Annotated in this window: 2 protein-coding genes and 1 pseudogene; all 3 read left to right on the forward strand. The window is 65.3% G+C overall.

Going from position 1 to position 1,969, the window contains the following annotated elements:
* A partial coding sequence (locus tag K228_RS0124760; RefSeq protein ID WP_050581038.1) for a phosphotransferase family protein occupies positions 1-713 on the forward strand: 713 nt, incomplete at its 5' end.
* 247 nt (positions 714-960) lie between these two features.
* Positions 961-1,299 (forward strand): annotated as a pseudogene (gene amcA, locus K228_RS30330) (multiple cyclophane-containing RiPP AmcA); the annotation flags it as partial.
* A gap of 153 nt (positions 1,300-1,452) precedes the next feature.
* Positions 1,453-1,731 (forward strand): hypothetical protein, encoded by a 279-nt coding sequence (locus tag K228_RS0124765; protein WP_025620767.1) that lies wholly within the window; start codon positions 1,453-1,455, stop codon positions 1,729-1,731.
* The last annotated feature ends 238 nt before the right edge of the window (positions 1,732-1,969 follow it).

Below are 1,969 nucleotides of genomic sequence, written 5' to 3' on the forward strand. Positions count from 1 at the left end.
CCCCGCCGCAACCCTGGCACTACATGGCATCCCATGACCAACCAGACAATCAAGGACTACTCCGGGGCCCTGCGTTGCGGGTGGGCGGACATGTCGTCACGGTCTGGCAGCGGCTGGACCCGGCGTATGACAATCGCATCACCGTATCCGAACTCGGAACGCTGCTCCGAGATCTGCACGCCCTGCCGGCTCCGCCGGTGCCGCTGCCGGTACTCCGACCGATCCGCAGCATCGAGCGGTCCGTCACCCGTTCGGAGATCCTAAACGACAAGGAACGGGATCTGCTGATGTGCCGGCTTGAAGCAATGACGGCCAGCTGGAAGGCGATGCGTTTTCCCCTAGGCGTGAGCATGCTTCAGTCCGATCCCCAGATCCGCAATGCGCTGCGCCACTTCGACGGTACGCCCGTACTGGCCGACTGGGACGGCGCCGCCGTCGGACCCCGGGAGTGGGACATCGCCACGGTCGCTGTTCACTGCCGCCGCTTCGACCCACCAGGCGCTGATGCCTTCGCCGATTTCACCACCGCCTACGGCTGGGATGCCACATCCTGGCCAGGGTTCGAGAAACTGTGCCAGCTCCGTGAGCTGCAGATGATCGCTACCAACGCTCGCAAGTCCCGGTCTGGGACCGAGGCCGCCGACGAGGTGCACCACCGGATCGCGGGCCTTGTTGACGACGGGCCGGAACTCCGCCGCTGGCACATTCTCTGAAGCGAGCTTCGTAACGACGGGCGCCGCCTGCTCTCTTCGCATTGACCTAAGACGGCCATGGTGAGACCCACCGTGGCCAACCACGCTGGGTCTATCTCCAAGCGGTGCCGCCAGCGATCGTGGACGAGAGAAACGCGTCGGCGAATGGCGCAAGACCATCCTGACTGCCATTGCGCGCCGACGGGCCAGCGGCAAAATGTCACATCAGGGAGATCCAGATGGACGTGCCCTACTGGGGCAGGGGGAAATGCGCCCCGACGCACCGGCAAGTGTTTCCACCGGGCACTCCGTCAACCGCACGGGTGACTCCTCGCTCGCGTACTGCTATCAGGGCTGCGTGGGCGGGTGGCCGGCGGTCTGCTCCCGGTCGCCGGCCAACGGCGGTGGGCTTGCCGGCGTGTCGACAAGCCCACCGCACTCACACAGCGAGTCGAAGTGGGGGTCGGTCGTGACCGTGTATATCTCGCGCAACGCAACGATCGGCGACCTGCCACGAAATCGGTTGACCTCGGCTGTGCCGATACAGTCGGGATCGACCGATCCGCCGCTGCTGACGTACGTCTGGCGAATCGTCTTCGAGCGGCAGGCACGGGAGCGATCCCCGATGAACAGCGACGGAGACTTCCCCGCGGACGCTGAATCGTCCGAGACGGCGGAACGCCCTTCCTTGCAGCCGCTGGCTCCGCCAGAGCGGTCAGCCGGGGCAGCCCGCGTGGATCTGCCTCGGCCGCATCTGCCCATGCGGCCGCTGTGGCGGTGCCGCCGATGTGGCCATCCGTGGCCGTGCGGAGCGGCGAAGGTCGCCCTTCTGATAGAGCACCGAAGCAGCCCGGTCAGCCTCTTTCTCTACCTGGCCAGTTGTCTGCACGACGCGATCGAGGATCTGCACCAGCTCCATCCCAGCGACACCGGCAGCGCCGCGGATATCTTCGACCGCTTCCTTGGCTGGCCCGCTCGGCACCACCACTCCTACCGGGTCGCCACCAGGAAGTCTCCGAATGAGGAGGAACCTTCATGAGCAGCACTGACATCATCAGCGCTACTCGTATGACCACGTTGGACCTCACTCCGAAAGTGGGCTTGGTCGGCTACGGAGTGCGGCCAGCACACGCCAGTGGTCCCACCCAGTGAGAGGTGACCGCAGCGACGATCCCGTCCAGGTGGCCGCCGTCCAGTCTTTTCGCGTCAGTGGGGACTGCGTAGATTTCCGTGTTTGACCTGGGTGTGGTCCGTTGGACAGGACGTTGATCCTGTCC

It is taken from the genome of Salinispora cortesiana, assembly GCF_000484695.1.
Classification (GTDB): Bacteria; Actinomycetota; Actinomycetes; order Mycobacteriales; family Micromonosporaceae; genus Micromonospora; species Micromonospora cortesiana.

Bases quoted from the DNA above. Each gene is read 5' to 3' on its own strand.
- K228_RS0124765 (WP_025620767.1), top strand. From the start codon at position 1,453: ATGCGGCCGCTGTGGCGGTGCCGCCGATGTGGCCATCCGTGGCCGTGC.